Below are 24,940 nucleotides of genomic sequence, written 5' to 3' on the forward strand. Positions count from 1 at the left end.
TAAAATACGCTTACAATTTTTTCAAACCGGAAAAAACATCTCCCATTAGCCTTATACCACCCGCTTACCGGATGTCCGTTATAAAACGTTACTACCTCCTGACTATTGTATACCCAGCTGCTGCGCCACCTGTACTACGGCCCCTTTGGCGGGTTGCACCACCACAGATTTTCCTTTATACGTGACCGTTACCGGCTCCCCGGTGAAGGACCTGATGGCCGCCCGGGTCAGCCGGTTATTTTTCCAGGCAATATCTACTTCAAAGCCCCCGCGCGCCCGGATACCCTTTATAGCTCCCTCCTGCCAGGCTGCCGGCAGTGCAGGCAGTAATTCAATGCCTTCCCGGCCGCTTTGCAGCAACGCTTCTGTTATCCCGGCGGCACTGCCGAAATTACCATCTATCTGAAAGGGCGGGTGGTCATCAAATAAATTGGTATAGATAGATTTCCGAAAGAGGGCCTGTATATTTTCAAATACTTTTTCCCCATCTTTCAGGCGGGCATAGAAATTAATGATCCAGGCGCGGCTCCAGCCGGTATGTCCGCCGCCGTGGGCTAAACGATAGGCCAGGGTGGCGCGGGCGCCGGCAAATAATGCCGGTGTAGCCGCATTAATACCAGTACCCGGATACAGGCTAAAGAGGTGCGATATATGCCGGTGCCCCGGATCTTCTTCTTCATAAGGCTTTATCCATTCCAGGATACGGCCATCCTTACCCAGGCGGGTAGGCGGCAGCTGTGCCATCACCTGCTGCATACTGTCGGCAAAAGCCACATCTTTTTTCAGTATATGCGCTGCCGTTATATAGCGTTCCAGAAATTCCCGGATGATCTGGTTATCCATCGTGGGGCCATAGGTGAGCGATTGCGCTTCACCCGTGGCCGGGTCTTTATACCAGTTCTCCGGTGAATAGGCCGGCGCGGTTACCAGGTATCCTTCGGGTCCTTTTACCAGAAAATCTTTGATAAAGAGGGCATGTTCATGCATGATGGGGTAGGCAGTATCTGCCAGATAACGACGGTTGCGCGTAAAATCATAGTGATCCCACAGGTGCATACACATCCAGGCGCTGGCCATGGGGAAGGTACCATAATACATCTGGTTCTGCAGGCCTGTTTTACCGAAAGCATCGGTGGCATGGTGCATTACCCAGCCCCGGGCGCCATACATTTTGCGGGCAGTGATACGCCCCTGCTCCCGGATGCGGCTCATAAAAGCACTCAGTGGCGCCACGGTTTCCGGCAGGTTGCCTGATTCCGCCTGCCAGTAATTCATCTGCAGGTTAATGTTGGTATGGAAATCAGATTCCCAGGGGGCATTGATATGATTGTTCCAGATGCCCTGCAGATTGGCAGGCAATACACCCGGCCGCCGGGAACTGCCCAGCAGCAGGTAACGGCCATACTGGAACAGCAACATGGTCAGGTGAGCATCGTAGGCGCCTTGTTTTACGGCAGCCAGTCTTGCATCAGTAGGTTTGTCTGTAGTGGTATCTGCCAGAGAGAAAGTAACCCGGTTCATGAAAGCACTGTGGTCTTTGATATGGGCTGCTTTCAGCTGGTCGTAACGGAGTTGGCTATACTTTTTTATGGCCTGCTGCAATACAGCTACCGGCGATACGAGTTCATCCAGTGAGAGCTTTGGCGCATTGTAGTTGGTAGCCCCGTCAATAAACAGTACCAGCTCATCTGCAGCGGTTACCACCAGGCTATCGCCGGATGCCTGTAAGCGGCCGCCTTGTTGCTGCACCGTCACCACACCCGCGAAACGCATATGTTTACCTACCGGACCCCGGTTTTCTTTTTCCTGCATATCCTGGATTTGTCCCTGCAGTAATAATTTATTGCCCTCCCACACGGTGGTAGTCGCATCTTTATAACGAACCAGGGTATCTTTTGTATCCGGACGATCCAGGTATAACACGGCCTGCAGCCTGCGCGGCTTATCAGCTTTTACTTTCACGACGATCACATTGGCCGGCGCTGAGGCAAATACTTCCTGGGTATAGGTAACCCCGTCAGTGGTAAAACGACTCACCGCCACACCTGTTGTCAGGTCCAGCTCCCGTTTATAGGCACTGATAGGGCGATCGCCATAACGTATATGCAGGTTCATGAGGGTCTGATAGGACCGGAAGCGGGCAGCCAGCTGATCGCTGTTTTCCGCATTTACTGCCACCATATTGGGGGTGGCCAGTTGCTGGGCTGCAGCCGGTTTGCCGGCAAACAAAAGACTTCTGACACTATCCAATACCCGCAGACTGTTCGGATTGGCGTCGTTGTATGGGGTACCGCCCCACAGGGTTTGTTCATTTATCTGGATGATCTCTGCCTGCGGATGTCCGTACACCATGGCGCCCAGGCGGCCATTACCTACGGGCAAGGCTTCCATCCACTTTGCAGCGGGCGCAGTATACCATAATTTCAACGGAGCAGGAAGCTGGGCAGCAGCTCCCCATGACAGCAGCGATAGCAGCAGGACATGCAGTGTATGTTTCATAACGGGAATGATCAGCCCTAAATATACGCAACAGATATCCGGTTCACAAGGGGGGCTATAAGATAATATCAATATTCAACGCAATGCTATCAGTATTTATGCTTCAGTAGCCATCACGGCGAGTTTCTCTCCGATCATGGAGCCAATGGCAACGCCCATACCTCCCATCCGTACACCCAATATAATATTATCGGTGTACGCACGTACGATCGGTTTTTTGGTAGGACCAAACGCCATGATACCTGTCCACCGGCTTTCGATGGTAAAAGGCTGGTCCGGCAGGATCAGGGTCCTTAATAATGTTTCCAATTCGTGCTGGATGCGGTCATTGAAGACAAAATCTACCGACGTTTCGCCGGCAAAGTCCAGCTGACGCCCGCCTCCCAGCAATACGCGGCCATCCACTTCCCGGAAATAGTAATACCCTTCTTCCAGATGAAAGATGCCTTTAAACCGTAAGTCCTTCACCGGAGCAGTAATCAGCACCTGTCCCCTGCCCGGTATCACTTCTTCCGTGGGCAGCAGCTGCCGGGTAAAAGCGTTGGTACATACCAGTAGTTTACGACAGGTGAAGATGATATCTTCTTTGAGCAGCTGATGAGGTACTACCACGTTAACGACTGTATGAAAATCTTCTATATGGGTGACCGGGCAACCGGTTTTGATTTCCACTCCGCTGGCAATGGCTTTATCGATCAGGGTGCGTAACATTTTTCCGGTATGCAGCTCCCCTTCAAAATGGTTGCGGATAAGGGCCTTTACCTGTTTGCCGGCAAAGCCGAACGTATTTATTTTTTCATTGGCCAAACTAAATGCCGGCTGTTCGTCAAAGAGATCCCCCAGCGTACGGTTCACCGCCTCCAGCTCGTTGAGTGCCCATTCCTCGTGCACTCCTATCAGCTCATAGCTTCCATTTTCACGATATCCGATCCGGTCATCTCCCAAACGATTCCGCAACAACCGTAACCCGGCCATACGCATGGCTACCAGGTTCAACACTTCTTCTGTCGACATCGTTTGCAGATCGGCCAGTATTTCCGTGAGGCTGCCGATGCAGGCAAAGCCGGCATTTTTGGAACTGGCGCCGGTAGGCAACACCTCTCTTTCCAATACCAGCACGCGTGCACGCGGTTCTCTTTCTTTCAGGCTGATAGCTGTGGATAATCCTACGATACCACTTCCTATAATGATATAGTCATATTGTAATAGACTTTGTTGTTCCCAGTAGCTAAGCATGTTGCAGATTTATAGATGACAGATTTATACCGTTCCTACTGAACCTCCGTCTACCCTGAATACGCCGCCGGTGATAAAACCAGCCTGTGCGCCTGCCAGGAACACCACGATTCCGGCGGTTTCTTCCGGTAATCCCGGCCGGCCCAATACCTGATTCGGACGGTTTTCTTTCAGGAATTGCTTTGCCGCCTCCGCTACGGTGAGCTGCTTTTCTTTGGCTATTCCTTCCAGCAAATCATCTACCAGCGGTGTTTTGATAAATGCCGGTGATACGGTATTTACCAGGATGTTATCCTTGCCCCAGGCTTTGGATAAGGTTTTACTATAGTTATTCAACGCCGCTTTGGTAGCGTTGTAATGTACCATCATCGGGTCTGGCTGCTCCGCATTTTCTGAGGAGATGTTGATGATTCTGCCGCCTCCCTGTTGTTGCATATAGGGAATGACCAGGTTTGTCAGCGCCACCACGCCAAATACATTCACTTCAAAGATCCAGCGCCACTGTGCCACCGTAATGGTATCCACAGGCCCAAAGGTATCGATGATGCCTGCGTTGTTCACCAGTATATCTATACGACCAAACTCCTGTATGGTAGCCGTTACCAGCTGTTGCAGGTCTGTTTCTTTTGTCATGTCTGCTACTACCGCCAATACTTTTCCGCCTGCTTCCCGCATCTTCGCCGCCGTTGCTTCCACTTCTGCCGCATTACGCGCCGTTATCACCACGGCTGCCCCTTCCTGCCATAATGCGGAGGCAATCGCTTCACCGATGCCTTTGCTGCCACCGGTTACAATGGCTACCTTTCCCTTTAATCCTGATTCCATATACCGTTTAATTTAATCCTGAATGATTCCCTAATGTAGGGAAATTCCTGCTTACGGATCAATCGCACAAATTACGTAGCTTCGGAACAAAATATTTACACCATGATTGCAACCAAGGCTTATGCAGCACAAAATGCCACCACTCCCCTGGGACCCTGGAATTTTGAAAGAAGGGAAGTAGGTCCGCATGATGTGCAAATAGACATTCTATACTGTGGGGTATGTCACTCCGATTTACATCAGGTAAGGAATGAATGGAAAGACTCTATCTACCCGATGGTACCCGGTCACGAAATTGTAGGCCGTGTCACCAAAGTAGGAGCGCATGTAACCCGTTTCAAGGTGGGCGACCTGGCTGGTATTGGTTGTTTTGTAGACTCCTGCCGGGAATGTGATCCCTGCAAAGCCGGAGAAGAACAATACTGTGTACCTGGTAACGCCGGCACTTACAACAGCTATGAAATGGATCGTAAGACACTGACCTATGGTGGTTATTCCACTGACATTGTCACCGACGAAAAATACACGCTGAAGATATCCGACAAATTGCCGCTGGAAGGGGTTGCGCCGCTGTTGTGTGCCGGTATTACTACTTTCTCTCCGCTGCGTCACTGGAAGGTAGGTAAAGGCCATAAAGTAGCCGTACTGGGACTGGGCGGACTGGGTCATATGGCCGTAAAACTGGCCGCCTCTTTTGGTGCAGAAGTAACGATGTTAAGTACGTCTCCTTCCAAGGAGGCCGATGCCAGAAGACTGGGGGCGCATCATTTTGCCCTGATCAACGACAAGGCGAAGCTGAAAGAATTGCGTGGCCGTTTCGACTTTATCATCAACACGGTTTCTGCTCCACACGAATACAGCACCTTCCTGAACCTGCTCAACCTGGATGGTACCATGATTTGCCTGGGGGCACCACCGGTGCCTTCTGCCGTACCTGCATTCAATCTCATTACAGGTCGCCGGAGTATTGCCGGTTCATTGATCGGCGGTATCCGTGAAACACAGGAAATGCTGGACTACTGCGCGGAGCACAACATTGTCAGCGATGTGGAAGTTATCAACATCCAGGATATTAACGACGCCTATGAACGCATGTTAAAAGGCGATGTGAAATACCGGTTTGTGATAGATATTGCCAGCCTGAAGAAAAGCTAGGTACATCTCTTTTATAAAAAAAAGCAACAGCGATATGCTGTTGCTTTTTTATGTTCCTGTTACAAAGGAAGCTTATACCAGGTAACCAAAGAGATTATCATCTTTATTCAGTTCTGTATAATGGAAATTGTATTTGCGGAAATTCTCAATCAGTTTATCATAATCTTCCCGGAATTTCAATTCTATTCCCACCAGTGCCGGACCTGTTTCTTTATTATGTTTCTGAATATATTCAAACCGGGTGATATCGTCGTTGGGCCCCAGAATATGGTTAACGAATTCCCGCAGGGCACCCGGCCGCTGTGCAAAGCGTACAATGAAATAATGTTTCAATCCTTCGTATAGCAGTGACCGTTCTTTGATCTCCTGCATGCGATCAATATCGTTGTTGCTGCCGCTGATCACACACACCACTTTCTTTCCCCTGATTTCATCTGCAAAATCGTCGAGTGCCGCAATCGATAAAGCACCGGCCGGCTCTACAACGATGGCATCTTCGTTATATAATTTCAGGATCGTGGAACACACCTTCCCTTCCGGTACGAGATGCATTTTATCCAGTACTTCCCGGCATATTTCGTAGTTGAGGGTGCCCACTCTTTTTACCGCTGCGCCATCTACAAACCGTTCTATTTCGTTCAGGGTAACAGGGCCGCCGCTGTCCAGTGCGCGCGACATAGAAGGCGCGCCTTCCGGCTCGATGCCGATTACTTTTGTTTTAGGGCTGTAAGTTCTGAAATAGGTACCGGTACCGGCTGCGAGACCACCGCCACCTACCGGCACAAACAGGTAATCAATACCTGACTGATCTTCCAGTATTTCTACCGCTACGGTTCCCTGCCCTTCAATAATTTTAGTGTTGTCAAACGGTGGAATAAAAGTCATCCCGCTTGTGATGGTAAATGCCTGTGCTTCTGCAGCACAGTCATCGAATGTATCTCCAACAAGGCGGATTTCAATATGATCGCCGCCGAACATACTCACCTGATTTACTTTCTGTTTAGGCGTAATAATCGGCATAAATACCACGCCTTTAATATTCATGGCTTTACAGGCATAGGCAAAGCCCTGTGCATGGTTACCTGCACTGGCGCAGGTTACGCCTTTCTGTAATACGGCTGCAGGCAGGCTGCTGATCAGGTTATAGGCGCCCCTTAGTTTATAGGAGCGTACAATCTGCATATCTTCCCGTTTCAGGAACACATCACAATGATAGCGCCGGGATAGCGTAGCGCTATAGGTAAGCGGGGTGCGTATCACCACCGGCTTCAGTTTCACAGCTGCATCCAGGATGTTCAGGGAGCTGACTTCTGTTATATTGGGAGACATATCTGATTTTTTGCATTACGAACCGAACACTCAGCACTACGCCTTTCCCAGAAGATCTATATGGCGATGATCGACCCTGATTTTCCGGGAAAGGCGTAATGCTTGATTTATTATTCGTAATCTATTTGTTACGCATTAGGGCGCAGCTTACGTACAGCCGCACCAGCCTGCCACATTTCGCTTTCGCGGAGTTCTTTCAGTTCTTCGTTCAGTTTCTCGCGGTAATCAGCGGTACTGTTGGAAGCAATAGAACGCGCGGCTTCTTTACCGGTAGCTACGCTGTTGTACAGTTCATCAAATACCGGTTGTGTAGCGTCTCTGAATTTTTTCCACCAGTCGAGTGCACCACGCTGTGCAGTAGTAGAACAGTTAGCATACATCCAGTCCATACCATTTTCTGCTACCAGTGGCATGAGTGACTGTGTGAGTTCTTCTACTGTTTCGTTGAAAGCTTCAGATGGAGAGTGGCCATTCTTACGCAGTGTTTCGTATTGTGCTGCGAATATACCCTGGATACAACCCATCAGAGAGCCGCGTTCGCCGGTCAGATCGGAGAATACTTCTTTTTTGAAATCTGTTTCGAAGAGGTAACCGGAACCTACGCCGATACCCAGCGCTACTGCACGTTCTTTAGCACGGCCGGTAGCATCCTGGAAAATAGCAAAGCTGGAGTTCAGACCCTGACCAGCCAGGAAGAGGCGACGTAAAGAAGTACCGGAACCTTTTGGCGCTACCAGAATCACATCAATATCAGCTGAAGGAATAATGCCTGTCTGTTCTTTATACGTGATACCAAATCCATGGGAGAAGTACAGGGCTTTACCAGGAGTGAGGTGTTTTTGCAGGGTAGGCCACAGGGTGATCTGTCCGGCATCGGAGAGCAGGAACTGAATGATCGTACCTTTTGCAGCGGCTTCTTCAATGTCAAATAAAGTTTCTCCAGGAACCCAGCCATCAGCGACTGCTTTATCCCAGGTTTTGGAATTTTTACGCTGACCAACAATAACGTTAAAGCCATTGTCTTTCAGGTTTAAGGCCTGTCCGGGACCTTGTACGCCATAACCGATTACTGCAATCACTTCGTTTTTCAGCACTTCCCTTGCTTTTTCCATAGGGAATTCTTCTCTGGTTACTACTTCTTCGAGTACCCCTCCAAAATTGATGGTTGCCATGTGTTGTCTTTTTTTAGCTGTAGGCTGTCAGCAGTGTGCCAATAGCCGTGATGTGATTTGAATAAATGTATTGTTATCGTATTTTTTAAAACCGGGTGGTTGTTATCAGTCGTTGCTGATCAGGTTATCTGCTTCCACAGCAGCCAGATCTTTCAGGTGTTCATGGAAACGACGGCTCCATTTCACAATCGCGACACGGCCACTTTTGGAATATTCAATCAGCCCGTATGGTTCCAGTTTTTTGATAAAGTCGATCAGCTCCTGCTGATGGCCTGTTTTTTCGATCACAAAGTAATCAGCCGTAATCGTCAGGATACGTGCCTGGTGGTCGCGGATCAGTCTTTCAATATCTCCGGTATCCAGTGACCGGGTAGATATTTTGTACAGTGCCAGTTCCTGATATACCACTTCTTCTTCCTCATGTACAAAGGCACGGTGTATTTCTATCAGCCTTTCAATCTGTCCGACTACCTTATCCAGTTGTTCACGTGTAGACATCACCGTTATGATGAATTTAAATACGCCGGGAATCTCTGTTTCCGCAGTAGTTAAGCTGGTGATATTGATACCTCTTCTGGTAAAAATGATCGTAATACGGTTAGTTATACCAATACGATCCTCCGTATATACCGTTACTGTATATTCTTTTTGCATATACCTGTTGTGAATTACAAATGATCAATAGGAAATCCGGGCCGTGTTGCTACTCGAGCCTGATGGCGGAAACAGGGGCGCCCGCCGGCACCATGGGGAATACGTTGTCTTCTTTTTCCACGACTACTTCGAGCAGGTATGCTCCCTGGTGGGCCAGCATTTCATCAATAGCGGCGGATATATCGTCCCGTGTTGTGACTTTTTTACCAGGGATAAAAAATCCTTTGGCAATCTGTACAAAATCGGGGTTGACCATTTCTGTGGAAGAATAGCGTTTGTCGAAAAACAACTGCTGCCATTGTCTTACCATGCCCAGGAAATTGTTGTTCAGGATAACAATTTTCACACCTATCTGTGATTGATAGATCGTGCCAAGTTCCTGCAATGTCATCTGGAAGCAACCATCGCCGATGATAGCGACTACTTCTTTTTCAGGTGTACCCATTTTAGCGCCCATCGCTGCCGGCAAAGCAAATCCCATGGTACCCATACCACCGGAAGTGATGTTGGTATTCGGATTTTTAAAGCGGTAGTAACGGGAAGCTACCATCTGGTGTTGCCCTACGTCTGTTACCAGCACGGCTTCGCCGTTGGTTTTTTCTGAAATCCGACGGATTACTTCCGCCATTTTCAGTTCACCTTCCTGCGGAAACAGTTCCGCATGCTGTACTTTATCGTATTCTTTTTTATCAGCGTCTCTGAATTCCGCGATCCATTCTGTATGCGCAGCAGGTTGTACCTTTTGCAGCAGCGATTGCAAAGCTGTTTTCGCATCTGCATGTATCGCCACATCTGCTTTGATGATCTTGTTGATTTCAGCTGCATCAATTTCGATGTGAATCACTTTTGCCTTGGTGGCATAACAGGATACATCACCGGTAACGCGGTCATCGAAACGCATACCTACTGCGATGAGTACATCACATTCGCCGGTCAGTACATTCGGGCCGTAATTGCCGTGCATACCCAGCATACCTACATACAGCGGATGTTCTACCGGTACGGCGGATAATCCCAGCAAAGTAGAAGCCACCGGTATCTGTGCTTTTTCTGCCAGTGCTGCCAGCTCTTTTTCTGCACCGGCCAGCAGTACGCCATGCCCGCACAGGATAAAAGGTTTCTTTGCATTGTTGATCAACGTAGCAGCATCCAATACAGCGTCTTCATTCAGCACTGGTACAGGACTGTAACTACGGATGTAATCACATTTTTTATACTCGTATTCGAACTCGCCGAACTGTGCATTTTTGGTGATATCCACCAATACTGGTCCGGGACGGCCGCTACGGGCAATATAAAAAGCTTTGGCCATGGCACCGGGAATCTCTTCCGGGCGGGTCACCTGAATATTCCATTTGGTGATCGGCATGGTAATACCGATAACATCTGTTTCCTGAAAAGCGTCTGTACCTAACAGTGCTGCGGCCACCTGGCCGGTAATGCATACCATCGGGGTACTGTCCATGTAAGCATCTGCCAGGCCTGTTACCAGGTTGGTAGCACCGGGTCCGGATGTGGCAAAAGCCACACCTACTTTGCCGGAACTGCGGGCATAACCCTGTGCAGCATGGGTAGCTCCTTGTTCATGCCTTACCAGTATATGATGTACCTGATCCTGAAAGTCATACAAGGCATCATAAATAGGCATGATAGCACCTCCAGGATAACCAAAGATGGTATCCACGCCTTCTGCTATGAGAGAGCGGATGACCGCTTCAGAGCCGGTGATAACAGGTTTAACCGTTAATGGCTTGTCAGCTTTTTCAGTCTTCATCGGTAACACATCCTTCTGTTGCATTTTTTACAAGTTTTGCGTACTTAAATAGAATTCCATTGGATACCTTTAATGCTGGTTGTACCCATGCTGCGCGACGGGCATTCATTTCCTCTTCACTTATCTCCACATTAATCGTATTGTTCACTGCATCGATTTCAATAATGTCGTTGTCTTTCACGAGGCCAATCGCACCGCCATCAAAGGCTTCCGGAGTGATATGTCCTACCACAAAACCGTGGGTACCGCCAGAGAAACGGCCATCGGTAATCAGTGCTACACTTTTACCTAACCCTACTCCCATGATGGCACTGGTAGGTTTCAGCATTTCAGGCATACCTGGCGCACCTTTGGGGCCTACCTGCCGGATCACTACCACATCCCCTTTCTGTACTCTTCCGGATTGTATGCCGGCGATGAGTTCAAATTCGCCATCAAATACGCGGGCAGGGCCTTTAAAACGTTCGCCTTCCTTACCGGTTATTTTTGCCACGGATCCCAGTTCTGCGATGTTGCCATACAGGATCTGGATGTGACCATTTGATTTCAGTGGTTTTTCCAGCGGCACAATGATATCCTGCGTGCTGAAATCTATGTCTGCTACATCTTCCAGGTTTTCTGCAATTGTTTTTCCGGTAACAGTTAAACAATCTCCGTGCAGGCGTCCCTGTTTGAGCAGGTATTTCATCACGAGTGGCACACCACCGATATTATGCAGGTCTTCCATGAGGTATTTACCACTTGGTTTCAGATCTGCAATCAGGGGCGTTTTATCACTTACCTCCTGAAAATCTTCCAGTCTGACAGATACGCCTACTGATTTCGCGATAGCGATGAAATGCAGTACAGCGTTGGTGCTGCCGCCGAGTGCCATGATCACGGTGATCGCATTTTCAAATGCTTTCTTCGTCATGATGTCACGCGGTTTAATATCTCTTTCCAGGAGCAGGCGGATGTATTTGCCGGCAGCGGCGCATTCATCTTTTTTATCCTGACTCAGGGCGGGGTTGGATGAACTGTAGGGTAAACTCATGCCGAGTGCTTCGATGGCAGACGACATCGTATTGGCTGTATACATGCCACCACAGGCTCCTGCGCCGGGGCAGGAATTTTGTATGATGCCTTTGAAATCGCCTTCATCCAGCTGGCCGGCCATTCGCTGACCTAATGCTTCAAAAGCAGAGATGATGTTGAGATCCTGGCCTTTGTATTTACCGGGTGCGATCGTACCGCCGTACACCATGATAGCCGGGCGATTCAGCCGCCCCATGGCCATCAGGGAACCGGGCATGTTTTTATCGCAGCCTGGCACCGTGATTAATGCATCGTAGTATTGTGCACCACAAACAGTTTCAATAGAATCGGCAATCAGATCACGGCTTACAAGAGAATAACGCATACCGGGTGTACCATTGCTGATACCGTCACTGACCCCGATGGTATTGAAAATAAGTCCGACCAGGTTGTTGCTCCAGACACCTTGTTTCACCTCTTTTGCAAGGTCGTTGAGGTGCATGTTGCACGTATTACCATCATATCCCATGCTGACAATACCTACCTGTGCTTTCTTCAAATCTTCTTCCGTCAGACCGATTCCGTACAACTGCGCCTGTGCAGCGGGTTGTGTGGGATCTTGCGTGATCGTTTTGCTATACTTATTTAATTCCATTGCTTTTATTATTACCCGGACTACCAACTGTTTATAGCAATCCTATTTTAAAACTTCTGCACAAATTACCGGGTACTTCGGGCAAATTCAAACTAAGAATTGCTGAATTACCGGTCTTCAAATCTGCCCTTCGCGCGCCGAAACCCTTTGCTACAAAGCTTTTTAACATTTTGGTTTTACAACCTTCAAAGAGAAAAGATAATTGCAGAAAGTATAAAGCGGGTTACAGGGTTAACTTGTTTTCATCACTGGTAAGTTAACCTAACCTACTGCAACAGCCTTATACTTTCTGCTGCGTATTTTATACCAGTTGTGCTTCCCGTTGAAAACTTTTCTCCAGTACTCTTGCTTTATACGCCTGTTGCAGTACTTTACCCAGCGACTGTGCCCATGGTTTGCTGAAAGATTGTCCATCGAGTGAATCAATACCGATTACTTCTGCAGCAGTACCGCAGAAGAAAGCTGCTTCGGCTTCTTTCAATTCATCGGTAGTAAAGAGTTTTTCTTCTATGGGGATATTCAGTTCGTGACAAAGTTCTATCACAGTAGCGCGGGTGATGCCGGGGAGAATGTTACCGGGAGGAGGCGTAAAAATTTTGCCGTTCTTTTCGAAGAAGATGTTTGCTCCGGGCCCTTCTGCAACGTAACCATTGATATCGAGGAGGAGTGCTTCATCATATCCTTTTTCTTTCGCTTCCTGGGAGGCTAATATCGAGTTCACGTATAAGCCGGCCGATTTTGATTCTATCTTGAATGCTTTAGGGTTGGGCCTTTCGTAGGAAGAAGTCATTACCCGCAGCAGTTTTTCACCGAGGTAAGCGCCCCATTCCCAGGCACAGATGAGGATGTGTGCTTCAGATGCCGCTTTCAGGGTCATGTTAGGCGGACAGAACACCAGTGGTCGTATGTAAGCTTCTTCCATATTGTTTAACTCCAACACTTTATAACAAGCAGCGATGAGCTCCTCGTTATTAAATTTGTAAGGGATATGGATGAGTTCACAGGAACGTTGCAAACGGTCGAAGTGTTCTTTTGCTTTGAATACTTTCACTTCGCCATTGGCGGTTTTGTAGGCACGTATGCCTTCAAACACAGCGTAACCATAGTGTAATGACTGGCCGTACAGGTCTGTAGTAGTTGCACTGGCTTTACGGAATTCACCGTTGATGTAGAGAATAGTGTTGTCGTTGTAATAGCTATACATAAAATTGAAATTGTAACAGGAAAATACAGTCATAAAAAAAGCCTTCCTCTTTGCGGAGGAAGGCTGTTATATCTTGCGATTATATGCACGTGTACCTATCCTCCATAGTGGTGGCTAATAATGACAACGACAATAATCACGACCTTCGTGATAGCCCAGTTGAGCTGAGGTACGATGTGATTAAGTTTTATATTGTCTTTGTTGACCCACATAATGGAGGTGATTATTTTACTATCGATACAAAAGTATTCGTGAAAAAAATAAAAAACAATAACACCTTCAATATTTCGTGAAAAATTAATCACATAAGGCGTTTTTGAAAATATTCAAAAAAAGTCGCTTTTACAGCAATAATATCTAAAGAATTACGAATCCGGAATTAATATTTTCTTTTTTCAGATGGAAAATATCCGGCAGTACGGGTAAAATGGGGATCCTTTCGCCGGAAAGCAGTGCCCCCATAAAAAAGCCCGGTGCGTTAAACACCGGGCTCAATGATTTCATTTCTTGTTCATGTTCTACACTTGTTCGCTGACATGCAGGCATTTATCAATGATCTGCTGCAGTACGGTTTCTTTTTCAATAAGGCGCTGTAATAATACGAGTTGGTTATTGGCGCGTTCGTAATTATGTTGTGGATACTTGATGGGATAGTAAATGTCGCCGTTTAAATAATCGGTCAGAAAACGTATCCCCTGCATATAGATCATGAACTTCCCGGCAAAGAACAACTGTTCTTTCTCTACTTTTGTCAAAGTTCCGCCAATCTCCTGCAAATACCCCTGCATCAGGGCTTCGTAGTATTCTTCGCGGATAACGATCTGGCTGAGGTCTCGCTCTTCTTCGGATACCGGACACACATAGGTGCGTATCATATCACCGAGGTCGGAGATGATTTTTCCGGGCATCAGGGTATCCAGGTCGCACACACAAATACCTTCATAAGTATCCTTGTTCAGCAATACGTTATTGATTTTGGTATCATGGTGCATCAGGTGGTCTCTGAATTCCGGATTTGTTTTCAGCTGTTCATACGTTACTGCGATGTCTGAATAGCGGAGGAATGCTTCCGTCATCTCTTCTGCTGCTGCTTTCCGGTCGTCCTTTGCGTTGCGGATAGCTTCCTGAAAAGCACTGTAACGTAAAGTCAGGTTGTGAAAGTTCGGAATAGAAGCTTTAAACGGCTTCAGATCGATACCCGAAAGGTTACTGGCCAGGCGGCCAAACTGTTTGGCTGCCTCAAATGCCTGCTTTGGGTTGTCGGCCTGATCTACCGTCACGGAACCGGCAATAAAAGGGATCATGCGCCAGTATTCGTTGTCCATTACATACAGCTCTTCCCCGTCTACAGTAGGGATGGGCGTAATGAACAGATAGCCGGGATGATGCGCGGCCAGATAGTCTGCTGCCATTCGTTGGTTGGCGGCAATCACACCTGGTTCCTTAAATACGTTGACATTAATTTTCTGTAAAACGTATTTGCTGCCGTCCTGCTTTTTTTCGAGCAGAAAAGTGTTGTTAATGTGTCCTGATCCAAATTTCCGGACATGCAATCCTTCAGGCTCAAGTCCAAAAGCCTGAAGGATCTTTGTATTAGGTGTTATTTCCATAAATTGTCGGGATATTCTCCTTTATCAACCAAAGCCGACAAGCTGGCCTGCACACCCGGTGCATCTTCTTTGTAGGTTACTCCAAACCATTTGGCGCTGGTAGGCAACACTTTCACCTTTCCTACTCCACGGCTGATGAATTGATCAGCAATAATCGGAATAAAGAATTCAGCTTTAGGGTTGCTGAGGTTTTTCTCCAGAAATTCGTTGAATAATTCCTGACTCAGGTCAAATACACTCGGATGGAAACCCCAGAAGTTCATAGACACCGGTGTTTCAGCTGACAGCGGATGTTTGCTGCCATCTGCTTCTTCGTAAACAATCTGGTCGTTATCCTGGTATACTTTGGTTCTCTCATTAATAGCGGTCAGGTTTTGCTGTGCATCTACCGCGCATACGCCGCGGGATACAGAACCGTGTTCGCTGATGGTTTTACCCAGTTCGTAACCCACTACGCTGTAAACGTCCGGTTTACAATCATTATTCAGGAAGCCAGCCATTTTTACAAATGAATCTGTACCATAGAAATCATCCGCGTTGATTACCGCAAATGGTTCTTTGATCGCATTTTTTGCACACAGGATGGCATGCGCAGTTCCCCATGGCTTTGTTCTGTCTTCAGGCACCGCGTGATCCCCTACAAATGCATCCATTTCCTGAAATACATAATCCACTGCGATTCTGCCTTTCAGCTTAGGTTCAAAGATTTCTTTAAAGTCGGCTTCAAAATTCCTGCGGATAATGAATACGATTTTTCCAAAACCAGCTTTGATTGCATCGTAAATAGAATAATCAATGATGGTTTCGCCGCTGGGACCAAATTGCTGTATTTGCTTTAAACTCCCGTACCGGCTGGCCATTCCGGCCGCCAAAATCAATAAAGTAGGTTGCATTTTGTCTATGTTAGTTTATAATTTCCAATTAAATCGCTAAAAGTACCGGCGTTAAATTTAATCATTAAAAGCATTTTTAACGCTTTTACCCTTATCGGCGTGCGGTTTCGAGTGATCAAAGCTGACTAATGGCAGAACGACTGGTCTTTTTTTGCCGGAGCAAAATAAGTATTAATAATCAAATATCTTATGCCTTTTTATAGTGAAGGGGCGATACAGTCAGGGCCTAAACAATATAGCAGGACATTTACTTTAAAGCGGGATAGCCGGCAGAATACCACGTGGCACACACTTTCCCCGTTTTTGCCTGCAGTTTGTATATAACGTTTACGCTTACCCTAACCGGCTTTATTTCCAGTCTGCCCCCGTAATATTCAAGCGATCAATATATATTAAAATAAATAATATTATTTATTTCCCTGCCATTTTCTGGCATCTCCCGGCTTTATACTACAGCAGATAGTGCTCACCCATAATACGCCTTATCTGCGTAAATTAACCCGGCTTCTCATCAGTGCCAGGTTACCAGATAAGCATATGATTATTTCCTGTCAGGATAGCTGTAGTAATCCCCCAACAAGGATATGCTGTTTTAAAAAAGATAGTATGCATATCATTATAATAAAACATACAACAGACAATGATATACCACACACGTGTTCATCACACAATAGGTGTTCATCTGTATGTCAAGAACTATGGCAATAAATCTGATTTATATTTTTTATTGTCAATCACACACTAAAAATATTTACTTGTATTTTATCTTAACGATTTACTTTTTTCTATTAATTTATGAGTAGACAATAACGATTATTTCAACACCTGTTGCAACCCTATCTCACATCCGCTCCTGATGAATAATGGCAGCCTGTCTCTCCTATTGCCATCAGGGAAAATCACACCATAGCTCCGCCCACATCCGGCTGATAAAAAACAAAGCGCCCGCAAGCGGATAAATACCACTATGATTAGTGATAAAAGTATTGGTTTTATTTCCTCATTACCGTTATTTTCACACTTTCTTTTTACAGCGAATATTTAAAGATTAATTAAACGGAACGATGAAAAGATTATTAGTGCTGGGAGCCTGTATTACACAGCTGTACGCAACCTCGTATGCGCAAAAACCAACCTTTCCTGAGAACAAAGAAAAAATGCAGTGGTTTGCGGATGCCAAACTGGGCATCTTTATTCACTGGGGTATCTATTCTGTAAAAGGCATAGATGAATCCTGGTCTTTCCACAACAAAAAAATCGCTTACCCGGATTATATGCAGCAGCTGAAAGGCTTTACTGCCAGCAACTACGATCCGCAGGCGTGGGCAGATCTGATCAAAGCTTCCGGCGCCCGCTATGCCGTGATGACCACCAAACATCACGATGGCGTTGCCCTGTGGAATACCAGCTTTGGTAAACTCGACGTTGTAAAAAGCACACCCGCCAAAAAAGATGTGCTCACCCCGTTATATGCCGCATTACGGAAAGACAGCATCAAATGCGGTGCTTACTTTTCATTGATCGACTGGAGTTATAAAGATTATCCGCAGTTTCTGAAAGACAGCAGCCGGTACGATATCAAAGCACAACCCGCCAGGTGGCAGCGTTTCCTCGATTATTACGAAGGACAGATGAAAGAAGTCATGACGAAATTCAATCCTGACTTATGGTGGTTCGATGGCGACTGGGAACATTCCGCCCAAGAATGGGAAGCGCCTAAAATGCGTAACATGCTGACAACACATAACCCGAACACCATTATCAATGGCCGCTTACAAGGTTATGGCGACTACGATACACCGGAACAAAACTTCCCGGTAACCCGCCCACATGCCAAATGGTGGGAACTGTGCATGACTGTCAACGACAACTGGGGCTGGCAGCCACAGGACACCAACTGGAAAACACCTTTTGAAGTGATCTCTATTTTCGTGGATGCCGTAAGCAATGGCGGGAACCTCCTGCTGGACATAGGTCCTAAAGCAGATGGCACCATTCCGGCAGAACAGGTAACCGTACTGCAGGAACTGGGCGCCTGGAACCAGCGCAACGGGGAAGGTATTTTCAATACCATCGGTGGTATCCCGCAGGGACACTTCTATGGCCCTACCACACTCTCTAAAGACTCTACCACCTTATACCTGTTCCTCCCTGGTAAAACCAGCGGCCAGGTCGTGATCAAAGGTCTGGATAATAAAATCACATCTATCAGCACCCTGGGCACCGGTACGCCGCTTTCCCACAAAATTGTGGGTAAAATTTCCTGGAGCCCTGTACCCGGACTGGTATACATCCAGGTACCGGAAAATGTGCAGGATAAATACGTGACCGTACTGAAGGTAAAACTGGATAAACCGGTAAAACTGTACAGAGGTAAAGGCGGTTACCTGACCAATGACAACGAATAAATAACAGCGCTGACCCACCCGGGATCAGGCTTTCCCATAGCACGCATTTTCGTGGAGAAACAGCCGGCAACGGCACTCCCCGAAAATGCGTGTTGCGTTATCCGTATTTCGTAATTTTCCTGCATGTTATTTTCCTATCAACAGATTACACTGGATACTTTTCATACCTCCTGGCTGCCGGAAGGCCTGGAAGCCGCCCTATTGCGGCTGGACCAGCTGCATCCTGCCATCTCCGGCAACAAGTGGTTTAAGCTGAAATACAACCTGGCAGCGGCGAAAGCAGCCGGAGCCACCCGTATCGTGACTTTCGGAGGCGCCTACTCCAATCATATTGCTGCTACCGCCGTCGCCTGTAAAATGGCCGGCTTTGCCGCCACGGGCATTATCCGGGGCGAACAGCCGGCTATACCCGGCCATACCCTGCAACAGGCCGCCGCTCATGGAATGGAGCTGGTATTTGTAAGCCGGGAAGACTATAAAAACAAGTATGATCCTTCCCAGTGGTATTATCACCAGGCGGATACCCTGGTGATCCCGGAAGGCGGCCATAATGCAGCCGGTGCACAGGGCTGTGAAGAAATACTGACCATTCACCCCACTGCCGGCTATACGCATATTTTATGTGCGGCGGGTACCGGTACTACCCTCGCCGGGCTCATTAACCAGGCAGCGCCTTCCCAGCAGGTCATCGGTATTCCTGTGCTCAAGGGCGCGCAGTTCCTGGAAAAGGACATCAGCGACCTGCTGCGGCCGGATCATACCGCCCAATGGCGCCTGTTATATGATCATCACGGCGGCGGATATGCTAAAATATCTCCGGGCCTTATAGATTTTATCAATACTTTTTACCAGGAAACCGGCATTCCCACAGATATTATTTATACCGGAAAACTGCTGCTGGCATTCCGTGAACTGGTGCAGCAGGGCTACTTCCCGGATAACAGCCGGGTACTGCTCATCCATACCGGCGGCCTGCAGGGTAACCTATCTCTTGCACCGGGTACGCTGGCCTTTTAAAAACTGTTCTTTATATTTGAACGGTAGTGTATTTTTGCCAACTTAAAGCGCTTGGAATTATTAGTATGAAGCAGGTAGTACCTATTTGTATAGGCATCGGAATTTTTTTATTGACAGCATTGACCGGTAAGGCTCAGGAATATACGCCACCTGTATTGCCCGATTTCACGGCCACCATTAAAACCGGTAAAATCCAGCTGGACTGGATCTCGGGATTTATGCAGGTAAGAGAAATCGGCGTGCAGCGATCCCTCGACAGTGTGCTGAACTTTAACACCATCGGATACGCGAGTTATCCTACCCAAACCCGGAATGCTTACCTGGATAATAAACCGTTGCCAGGTACCAACTACTATCGTTTATTCATCGTATTTACCAACGGCCGGTTTCTCTACAGTAAAACAGTACTGGCGCTGTCTGACAGCACTATCCGGGCTGACCAGAAGCTGCAGTATGCCGATATTAAAGATGCAGCCAAAGGGCTGAGAGGTAAAGAAGAAGAAAACAAAGAGCCGGAAAGAATTGTGTGGCGGCCCTCCAACTATGTTTACACCACGGCAGACGGGAACATTAATATCAAAGTACCGGATGCCCTCCAGAAAAAATATTCCGTGAAGTTTTACGAGTCAAACGGGACTTTCCTGTTTGACATTGACCACCTGAAAGGCCCTTCCCTGATCCTGGAGAAGGCCGTATTCCTGCATGCCGGCTGGTTCAACTTTGAACTGTATGAAGAAGGCAAGCTGAAAGAAAAATGGAACTTCTTTATTCCGCTTAATTACAAAATGTAATACAACCCAAAGGCCCCGGTACATACCGGGGCCTTTGGGTTAATATCGTTGGGATACGTATTTAAATCATCTCCGCATCAAATACCTCGGCAAAATGCTTGCTCAGCCGGGCTTTGACTTCTTCCACCGGCACCTCGCGGCCTACTTCCAGGTTCAGGGAAGCCACCTTTTTATCGGCAATACCACAAGGGATAATATTGGAAAAATAATCCATCGGTGTATTGACGTTCAGCGCAAAGCCATGCATGGTTACCCAACGGCTGCAACGCACGCCCATCGCACATATCTTACGGGCGGCCAATTTATTGTGCGGGTCCAGCCACACGCCGGTTTCGCCCTGGGAACGGTCGCCGGTAACGCCATAATCCGCCAGGGTGCGGATGATGACTTCTTCCAGACAACGCAGGTATTTACCGATATCTGTAAAAAAATTTTCGAGATCCAGAATAGGATAGCCTACAATCTGGCCCGGGCCATGAAAAGTTATGTCCCCGCCGCGGTTCGTGGGCACAAAGCCAATACCGCGGGCGGCCAGTTCCTGCTCATCCAGTAACAGATTTTCCATATGCCCGCTTTTACCCAGGGTATATACGGGCGGATGCTCGCAAAACAATAAGTAATTGGTAGTGGGCTTCGGGTGTTGGCCGACGGCCTGTGATTTCAGCTGTACATTTTCCCGGAGGAGCTGTTCCTGGTAATCCCATGCCTGCTGGTAATCTATAATACCCAGGTCTTTTACGACTATCTGCTGCTTATTCATCTTACTTTCGGATTGAAGAAAACGCCAGGCGGGCTGCTTTTTGTTTTCAGCGCACAAAGATACGTACCTTTGCAAAAATTTATATTAATGGCTGAAGAATTGCTGGAACTGGAAGATGAGCTGGAAAACGGTGATGGCAGTGAGGAATTGTATGAAAAAATCAATATGGTTGTAGATAAAGGGCAGGAGCCTATCCGTATTGATAAATTCCTTACCTACCGTATTGAAGGTGCCACCCGCAATAAAATACAACAGGCGCTCGATGGCGAGCTGGTTATTGTTAACGATAAACCCGTTAAGGCCAACTACAAGATCAAGCCGCAGGACAAAATCGTTGTGTATTCCAACAGAAATCCGGAAAGCACCGAAATAATACCGCAGGAATTACCCCTGAATATTGTGTATGAAGATGAAGATGTAATGATCATCGATAAACCTGCCGGCCTGGTAGTACACCCGGGCTGTGGTAACCGGGATGGTACCCTGGTGAATGGTTTATCGTGGTATCTGGGCGATAAAACACAAGCTACCGAACCGGAAATTCCCCGTTTCGGCCTGGTGCACCGGATCGATAAAAATACCAGCGGCCTGTTGGTCATTGCCAAATCAGACAAGGCGATGAATGACCTGGCCAAACAGTTTTTTGACCACACAGTACACCGTCGGTATATTGCCCTGACCTGGGGAAATTTTGAAGAAGACGAAGGTACGGTTATCGCACATGTGGGCCGCCATCAGCGGTTACGCAAAATCATGGATGCCTATCCCGACGGAGAATATGGTAAAGAAGCCATTACCCATTACCGGGTGCTGGAACGCTTTAACTATGTATCCCTGGTAGAATGCCGGCTGGAAACAGGCCGCACGCACCAGATCCGCGTACATATGCAACACATCGGCCACTCCCTTTTCAATGATGAAACCTATGGTGGTAACCGCATTGTAAAAGGTACCATCTATACCAAATACAAACAGTTTGTGGAAAACTGCTTTGATATCATGCCGCGCCATGCCCTGCATGCGCAGCAGCTGGGCTTTATACACCCACGCACCCGGCAGCAGATGTACTTCGAAAGTCCTATGCCAGCCGATTTCACCAGCGTGCTGGAAAAATGGAGAAGATATGTAGCCGCCAGACCACTGGATGTAGAATAATCTTTCCTGCGATAAAAGTATTACGCATAGGTCCCAAAGCGGTATGTCACCACCAACGGACCTATGCGTAATTTTTTTGACATAAATTTATTATAAATAATCTATATATTTAACCTATCTTAGTGCTCATTACCATGTCAATCAATGAGCGACCTTTTCCAACTAAAATCCCTGCGTATACTCCAATTGATGTCAGCCATACTGCTGTGCTGTGCGATGTTTTTTACCGCCAGCGCCGGGGGCCGTGCGACTGCTTTCACGCCTTCTTCCACCTGCGTCAATGACACCATTTATTTTTCGATTCCTGCTCCTGCCGGTATTGATTCTGTAAAATGGTATTTTGGAGATCCGTTATCTGCCGAAAAAGACTCTTCCAAAAAAATCTACCCCTATCATATTTATACGCAAACCGGCACCTACACCATCCGGCTGGTAGCCTGGCGTAACGGGAAACCCGATACGACGATACAGGATATCGCTATTGTATCACCAGTGTTATATGATCTGGGCCCACAGGACATCACCCTGTGTGAAGGCAATACCATGACGCTGGAAGCCCCTGTCATACCCGGGGCCACCTATCTCTGGCAGGATAACTCCACCGGCAGCAGCATCCTGGTAGATACCGCTTCTACCTATAAAGTAAAAATCAACGGCTGCCTCCTGCGGGATTCTGTCAACGTATTTTATACCCCTATTCCCGTCATAGACCTGGGCCCCGACCTGGTGCTGTGTACCGGAGAACATATTGCCCTGGATGCTACCGCTCAAAACTGTACCTATCAGTGGAATACCGGCAACACCTCACCCACCCAGGACGTGACCACTTCCGGTACTTACCACGTCAACGTATATCCGAAAGGATGTGCACCTATCACCGATGAAGTGACCATTACCTTTACCGGCAGCCCCCTGCCCTTTACACTGGGACCTGATACGCTGTTATGCCCCGGAGAATCCATTACCCTGGCCCCCAAAGCGCCGGGCGCCACTAAATGGACCTGGAGCACAGGCGCTACTAAACCGAGTGTAACCATCCGATCGGAAGGTAATGTGTGGGCACTGGTAGAAATCAATCATACCTGCAGTGTGGTAGATACCGTTTTTGTGAATTATAACCGCCTGAAAAAATTAAACCTGGGCAATGATACCACGCTTTGCAAAGGCAATTTCCTGGTGCTCACCGCCGATTTCGGCAATGGTACCTATCTGTGGCAGGATGGTTCCGACCAGGCGACCTATTATGTCACCCAGCCCGGCAATTATTCCGTACAGGCCAAAATAGGCCGCTGTGAAGCTTCAGACGCCATTCGAGTAAGCTATGTGGATACCTTGCGGGCCAACCTGGGACCCGATAAATTACTCTGTCAGGAGGAGACGCTCCAGCTGCAGCCAACAGGTATCGGCGGCGCTGCTTTCAAGTGGCAGGACAGTACCAGCGTGCCGGTATACAACGTCACCCGGCCCGGTATTTATGCGATTGTTGCCCACAATGCCTGTGGTAAGAGTGTGGATTCCGTGCAGATCAGCTACCAGGACTGTGCCTGTACCATGCACTTCCCGACGGCCTTCACGCCCAACGGTGATGGCAGAAATGACTATTTCCGGCCCATATTCCGGTGTCCCGTATACCAATATACGTTGAGTATCTACAACCGCTGGGGAGAAAGGGTATTTTTCACTACCGATCCAAAAGTAGGCTGGACCGGCAAAGTATACGGGCAGGCCATTGACGCCGTTACGTTTGTCTGGATCGTGGACTACCGGGAAGTGAATACCAACCTGGTCGTACATAAAACCGGCACCGTAACCGCTATCTATTGATTAATGCGCACTGGTGAATTGATGGAACTTAGCGGTGAAGGTAGCGGTTTCCCGTTTTTTAAAGGGTACATTCCAGGTACCGGAATAGGTCACCAGCGCAGGTATGAGCAGGCCAAACTGTTTGGTCATCTGCACATTCATCTTCACATTAAAATCAAATAACATCGTCTTGTAAGAGAGGGCATATTTACGGCCTACGATTTCAAAATTTTCCTTATTGAAGTAGGTAATCAGTTCATCTACGACTACCTCTGCCCGGTCTATCCGGCTCAGACCCGGTTTGGATTTCGCAGAAAACACATAACAAGGGGTACCATCCACATAGTCTTCCGCCGTGATGGAAAAATCATAGAAGCGGATCACATCCGCGTTGAAGATGGCCACTTTTTGTCCGACAATCGGTACGCCTCTCACGGGTTTACCGGGATTGAAGATCAGTTGTTTCAGCTGTGCTTTATGACGGGCCAGGCTACCGCCGGACCGCTCTGTGGATTCTCCGGCCGCATCCACACACTGGGTGCCTTTGGCCAGAAACAGGTTGGCATACAGTTCCGCCGTATAATAATTATACCCGCCTTTACGGTCGTAGAAGTCGCCCGTTACTTTTTCGGACACCACTTTCATGGTGCGGCACCTGCCGGTTACTTCCTGTTCCGTCTGGCTGTACAGGGAGGCCTGTACGGCGCCTTGTTTATTGAGCACACGGATATCATTATCAGCGGAGAACCCGATGATATGCAGGTTTTTAAACGCCCGGTAAAAAGTGGTATCATCTTCTACCCGTTTAATAAAACTATTCACGTCGAAGCCTATACGTTTTGCAGCTACAATCACTTCGTCCAGGTTAACTGTCATGCCCTTATAGCGGGCGGTATCCTGCGCTGCGGCGTGATGCCAGTTTAACAAACAAACGATAATAGCTCCGGCTAAACTTTTCCTGAAAAAATGCGACATGCGTGCAATTT

19 protein-coding genes are annotated in these 24,940 nt (G+C 47.7%); 6 read left to right on the forward strand and 13 right to left on the reverse strand.

Translation table 11 applies throughout. From position 1 onward, the window contains the following. Positions 1–102: 102 nt before the first annotated feature. The 3 genes from OL444_RS28775 to OL444_RS28785 all read right to left on the reverse strand — a co-directional run bounded on the left by OL444_RS28775 (position 103) and on the right by OL444_RS28785 (position 4,560). Entirely contained in the window at positions 103–2,499 is a 2,397-nt protein-coding gene (locus OL444_RS28775) for a glycoside hydrolase family 95 protein (protein WP_264727594.1), read from the reverse strand. A gap of 96 nt (positions 2,500–2,595) precedes the next feature. Beyond that, entirely contained in the window at positions 2,596–3,735 is a 1,140-nt protein-coding gene (locus tag OL444_RS28780) for an NAD(P)/FAD-dependent oxidoreductase (protein ID WP_264727593.1), read from the reverse strand. Positions 3,736–3,759: 24 nt separating this feature from the next. Further along, on the reverse strand, positions 3,760–4,560 hold the full coding sequence (locus OL444_RS28785) for an SDR family NAD(P)-dependent oxidoreductase (protein WP_264727591.1): 801 nt from the start codon (positions 4,558–4,560) through the stop codon (positions 3,760–3,762). Positions 4,561–4,662: 102 nt separating this feature from the next. Between OL444_RS28785 and OL444_RS28790 the strand changes: the two genes are divergently transcribed. Then, complete coding sequence (locus OL444_RS28790) at positions 4,663–5,715, forward strand: NAD(P)-dependent alcohol dehydrogenase (protein WP_264727589.1); 1,053 nt, start codon at positions 4,663–4,665, stop codon at positions 5,713–5,715. Positions 5,716–5,787: 72 nt separating this feature from the next. Here OL444_RS28790 and ilvA read toward each other — a convergent pair whose 3' ends face one another. The 8 genes from ilvA to OL444_RS28830 all read right to left on the reverse strand — a co-directional run bounded on the left by ilvA (position 5,788) and on the right by OL444_RS28830 (position 16,020). Beyond that, the gene (gene ilvA, locus OL444_RS28795; RefSeq protein ID WP_264727587.1) at positions 5,788–7,044 is read right to left on the reverse strand and encodes a threonine ammonia-lyase IlvA; all 1,257 of its coding nucleotides are present in this window, start codon (positions 7,042–7,044) and stop codon (positions 5,788–5,790) included. 128 nt (positions 7,045–7,172) lie between these two features. Beyond that, positions 7,173–8,216 carry a ketol-acid reductoisomerase gene (gene ilvC / locus OL444_RS28800; RefSeq protein WP_264727585.1) on the reverse strand — a complete coding sequence of 348 codons (1,044 nt, stop codon included), beginning with the start codon at positions 8,214–8,216 and terminating at the stop codon, positions 7,173–7,175. A gap of 105 nt (positions 8,217–8,321) precedes the next feature. After that, a complete protein-coding gene (gene ilvN / locus OL444_RS28805) occupies positions 8,322–8,870 on the reverse strand; it encodes an acetolactate synthase small subunit (RefSeq protein ID WP_264727583.1) in 549 nt (182 codons plus the stop codon). Positions 8,871–8,919: 49 nt separating this feature from the next. Further along, a complete protein-coding gene (ilvB, locus tag OL444_RS28810) occupies positions 8,920–10,668 on the reverse strand; it encodes a biosynthetic-type acetolactate synthase large subunit (RefSeq protein ID WP_307735011.1) in 1,749 nt (582 codons plus the stop codon). After that, positions 10,634–12,313 (reverse strand): dihydroxy-acid dehydratase, encoded by a 1,680-nt coding sequence (ilvD, locus tag OL444_RS28815; protein WP_264727581.1) that lies wholly within the window; start codon positions 12,311–12,313, stop codon positions 10,634–10,636. Before ilvD ends, ilvB begins: the two co-directional genes overlap by 35 nt. 301 nt (positions 12,314–12,614) lie before the next feature. Beyond that, positions 12,615–13,517 (reverse strand): branched-chain amino acid transaminase, encoded by a 903-nt coding sequence (locus OL444_RS28820; RefSeq protein ID WP_264727579.1) that lies wholly within the window; start codon positions 13,515–13,517, stop codon positions 12,615–12,617. A 518-nt stretch (positions 13,518–14,035) separates the two neighbouring features. Beyond that, positions 14,036–15,127, reverse strand: a complete 1,092-nt coding sequence (locus OL444_RS28825; RefSeq protein ID WP_264727577.1) for a phosphotransferase enzyme family protein — start codon at positions 15,125–15,127, stop codon at positions 14,036–14,038. Continuing rightward, entirely contained in the window at positions 15,118–16,020 is a 903-nt protein-coding gene (locus OL444_RS28830) for a sugar phosphate nucleotidyltransferase (RefSeq protein ID WP_264727575.1), read from the reverse strand. Before OL444_RS28830 ends, OL444_RS28825 begins: the two co-directional genes overlap by 10 nt. Before the next feature lie 1,064 nt (positions 16,021–17,084). On the opposite strand from OL444_RS28830, the gene OL444_RS28835 reads away from it, so the two are divergent. From OL444_RS28835 to OL444_RS28845, 3 genes are all read left to right on the forward strand, one after another. Further along, positions 17,085–18,428 (forward strand): alpha-L-fucosidase, encoded by a 1,344-nt coding sequence (locus tag OL444_RS28835; protein ID WP_264727573.1) that lies wholly within the window; start codon positions 17,085–17,087, stop codon positions 18,426–18,428. A 123-nt stretch (positions 18,429–18,551) separates the two neighbouring features. Beyond that, positions 18,552–19,445 carry a 1-aminocyclopropane-1-carboxylate deaminase/D-cysteine desulfhydrase gene (locus OL444_RS28840; RefSeq protein WP_264727571.1) on the forward strand — a complete coding sequence of 298 codons (894 nt, stop codon included), beginning with the start codon at positions 18,552–18,554 and terminating at the stop codon, positions 19,443–19,445. Between the two features lie 65 nt (positions 19,446–19,510). Continuing rightward, positions 19,511–20,236 carry a hypothetical protein gene (locus OL444_RS28845; protein WP_264727569.1) on the forward strand — a complete coding sequence of 242 codons (726 nt, stop codon included), beginning with the start codon at positions 19,511–19,513 and terminating at the stop codon, positions 20,234–20,236. Between the two features lie 61 nt (positions 20,237–20,297). Here the strand turns inward: OL444_RS28845 and lipB are convergent, their stop codons facing one another. Continuing rightward, positions 20,298–20,996 (reverse strand): lipoyl(octanoyl) transferase LipB, encoded by a 699-nt coding sequence (gene lipB / locus OL444_RS28850; RefSeq protein ID WP_264727567.1) that lies wholly within the window; start codon positions 20,994–20,996, stop codon positions 20,298–20,300. A gap of 87 nt (positions 20,997–21,083) precedes the next feature. On the opposite strand from lipB, the gene OL444_RS28855 reads away from it, so the two are divergent. After that, positions 21,084–22,151 (forward strand): RluA family pseudouridine synthase, encoded by a 1,068-nt coding sequence (locus OL444_RS28855; protein WP_264727565.1) that lies wholly within the window; start codon positions 21,084–21,086, stop codon positions 22,149–22,151. Positions 22,152–22,340: 189 nt separating this feature from the next. Continuing rightward, positions 22,341–23,975 (forward strand): T9SS type B sorting domain-containing protein, encoded by a 1,635-nt coding sequence (locus tag OL444_RS28860; protein WP_264727563.1) that lies wholly within the window; start codon positions 22,341–22,343, stop codon positions 23,973–23,975. Here the strand turns inward: OL444_RS28860 and OL444_RS28865 are convergent, their stop codons facing one another. Then, a complete protein-coding gene (locus tag OL444_RS28865; RefSeq protein WP_264727562.1) occupies positions 23,976–24,929 on the reverse strand; it encodes a hypothetical protein in 954 nt (317 codons plus the stop codon). Positions 24,930–24,940 lie beyond the last annotated feature (11 nt).

Source organism: Chitinophaga nivalis (genome assembly GCF_025989125.1).
Taxonomy (GTDB): domain Bacteria; phylum Bacteroidota; class Bacteroidia; order Chitinophagales; family Chitinophagaceae; genus Chitinophaga; species Chitinophaga nivalis.

Excerpts from the sequence above, each read along its gene's own strand:
- OL444_RS28775 (WP_264727594.1), bottom strand. The coding sequence starts at position 2,499 with ATGAAACATACACTGCATGTCCTGCTGCTATCGCTGCTGTCATGGGGA.
- OL444_RS28780 (WP_264727593.1), bottom strand. The coding sequence starts at position 3,735 with ATGCTTAGCTACTGGGAACAACAAAGTCTATTACAATATGACTATATC.
- OL444_RS28785 (WP_264727591.1), bottom strand. The coding sequence starts at position 4,560 with ATGGAATCAGGATTAAAGGGAAAGGTAGCCATTGTAACCGGTGGCAGC.
- OL444_RS28790 (WP_264727589.1), top strand. The coding sequence starts at position 4,663 with ATGATTGCAACCAAGGCTTATGCAGCACAAAATGCCACCACTCCCCTG.
- ilvA (WP_264727587.1), bottom strand. The coding sequence starts at position 7,044 with ATGTCTCCCAATATAACAGAAGTCAGCTCCCTGAACATCCTGGATGCA.
- ilvC (WP_264727585.1), bottom strand. The coding sequence starts at position 8,216 with ATGGCAACCATCAATTTTGGAGGGGTACTCGAAGAAGTAGTAACCAGA.
- ilvN (WP_264727583.1), bottom strand. The coding sequence starts at position 8,870 with ATGCAAAAAGAATATACAGTAACGGTATATACGGAGGATCGTATTGGT.
- ilvB (WP_307735011.1), bottom strand. The coding sequence starts at position 10,668 with ATGCAACAGAAGGATGTGTTACCGATGAAGACTGAAAAAGCTGACAAG.
- ilvD (WP_264727581.1), bottom strand. The coding sequence starts at position 12,313 with ATGGAATTAAATAAGTATAGCAAAACGATCACGCAAGATCCCACACAA.
- OL444_RS28820 (WP_264727579.1), bottom strand. The coding sequence starts at position 13,517 with ATGTATAGCTATTACAACGACAACACTATTCTCTACATCAACGGTGAA.
- OL444_RS28825 (WP_264727577.1), bottom strand. The coding sequence starts at position 15,127 with ATGGAAATAACACCTAATACAAAGATCCTTCAGGCTTTTGGACTTGAG.
- OL444_RS28830 (WP_264727575.1), bottom strand. The coding sequence starts at position 16,020 with ATGCAACCTACTTTATTGATTTTGGCGGCCGGAATGGCCAGCCGGTAC.
- OL444_RS28835 (WP_264727573.1), top strand. The coding sequence starts at position 17,085 with ATGAAAAGATTATTAGTGCTGGGAGCCTGTATTACACAGCTGTACGCA.
- OL444_RS28840 (WP_264727571.1), top strand. The coding sequence starts at position 18,552 with ATGTTATTTTCCTATCAACAGATTACACTGGATACTTTTCATACCTCC.
- OL444_RS28845 (WP_264727569.1), top strand. The coding sequence starts at position 19,511 with ATGAAGCAGGTAGTACCTATTTGTATAGGCATCGGAATTTTTTTATTG.
- lipB (WP_264727567.1), bottom strand. The coding sequence starts at position 20,996 with ATGAATAAGCAGCAGATAGTCGTAAAAGACCTGGGTATTATAGATTAC.
- OL444_RS28855 (WP_264727565.1), top strand. The coding sequence starts at position 21,084 with ATGGCTGAAGAATTGCTGGAACTGGAAGATGAGCTGGAAAACGGTGAT.
- OL444_RS28860 (WP_264727563.1), top strand. The coding sequence starts at position 22,341 with ATGTCAGCCATACTGCTGTGCTGTGCGATGTTTTTTACCGCCAGCGCC.
- OL444_RS28865 (WP_264727562.1), bottom strand. The coding sequence starts at position 24,929 with ATGTCGCATTTTTTCAGGAAAAGTTTAGCCGGAGCTATTATCGTTTGT.